This window comes from Halomonas sp. 3F2F, assembly GCF_014897805.1.
Lineage (GTDB): Bacteria > Pseudomonadota > Gammaproteobacteria > Pseudomonadales > Halomonadaceae > Vreelandella.
This window is the reverse complement of the sequence record NZ_JABUZE010000054.1, coordinates 1-1558: the sequence shown is the minus strand read 5'-3', so window position 1 is coordinate 1558 and position 1558 is coordinate 1. Positions and strand designations below refer to the sequence as shown.

1 protein-coding gene is annotated in these 1558 nt (G+C 58.7%); it reads right to left on the bottom strand.

The annotated features are described in order from the left end of the window. Positions 1–276: 276 nt before the first annotated feature. Entirely contained in the window at positions 277–1464 is a 1188-nt protein-coding gene (locus INT21_RS06545) for an IS110 family transposase (protein ID WP_226912347.1), read from the bottom strand. Positions 1465–1558: the final 94 nt, after the last annotated feature.

The following is a 1558-nucleotide window of genomic DNA, read 5'->3' as shown; positions in this document are numbered from 1 at the left end:
CCCTCCTGGTATGGATTGACCTGTCAAGGGCACGGTTATCTTTCGTTCATTCGGTTGTCCTCAATGCCTAGGGGTCAGGAAGCGAAGGGCTATCTGCGACGGTGGATCTCTCTGGTATTCGTGGGTTGGTTACCGACCTGTCATCACTTCGTCGCGGAGCTACCCTGCTCTACAAGCGAGGGTCACCCAGCCCCAGAGGGCGGGGCCTCATAGGAGGGCCAGGGGTTCTCCCACCGGCCCGACGCTCCCTGACACCTAGACACTGGAACGTGATAGTCATGCGGTTGCCCGGCTTCCGTGCGGTTTGCCCATAGCCTCACAGGCAATCGCCCACATAAACCCCGTCAATTCGCGCGCGACGGCGGTGATAACCTGCTGCTTCATCTTGCCCGTGGTCGCCAATCGACGGTAACGTCCGCAGAGTCGTTTCTGTGCTTCCCAGGCGATTGCCTGCACCGTCGGCGTGGTCTGCTCGGCTCGCTTCTCAATAATGCGCGTCTTGCGCGCGGGGAAGCGATAGCTCCAGGCGGCCTCCACCAACACACGACGCACATGACCATTACCCGTTTTAGTGATGCCTCCCTGTCGGCGACTACCGCCACTGGAGTGCTCGCTGGGCACTAGTCCCAGGTAGGCCATCAGTTGCCGCGGTGAGTCGAACCGGCTGATATCACCCAGCTCGGCCAGCACTGTCATGGCGGTAATCAGGCTGATCCCACGCATCGCCATTAGCGACCGAACCACCGAGGCCAGTGACCACTCCATTAACGCCGCTTCCATTTGCTTCTCTAACCCTGCAACGCGTCGTTGAGCCTCTCTCACGGCCTCAATGTACTCCTGTAGCACGATCTGCTGAATCCGATTATCGAAGCGGACGGTCTCGAGCCAGCGAAAATGAACCGGTATCCACTTACTTTTGCCAGTGTAGACCTTGCCGTGGCGTAGCAAGAATGCGCTCAGACGTTGACGTGCTTTAAGCTCAATGGCCTTCATATCCTCACGGGCACGTGTCAGATCACGAATGGCTTCCTGCTCGGGCGTGGGCACCCAGACCGGCGTGAGTTCGCCAGCACGTGAGAGACGGGCCAGCATGACGGCGTCTCGTCGGTCGGTCTTGACGCGATCTCCCGCACGACGAGGAATCAGTGATGGGGCAACCACTTCGCCATCATGGCCGCTGGCCTGAATCTGGTGATAGAGGCCGTAACCACAAGGGCCAGCCTCATAACTGAACAACAGAGGCTGCCCGTTGAACCGCTGGCTGAGCTGGCGAATCATCTTGTCAATGGCCTTGGATTCGTTAGGAATCTCGCCACGAAACTCGGGCTCGAGCCGCCCCGCCTCGGCGATAGAGACGGCAATGGTGGCCTTGTGCACATCCAGGCCGATATAAGCGGCATGGACGTTGCCAGCGCCGCTACGGCGTTCACCAAAGGACGGTTGATTTACGCTAGACTGTTTCATGACCTGCCTCCCTTAATAGTGGCTCTGCGTTGTTGCCTCAACCTCAACATAACCCACGAAGTTGAGGAGGGGCAGGTCAATCCATCATGTCTAC

Coding starts and splice junctions, on each gene's coding strand:
- INT21_RS06545 (WP_226912347.1), bottom strand. CDS start 1,464: ATGAAACAGTCTAGCGTAAATCAACCGTCCTTTGGTGAACGCCGTAGC.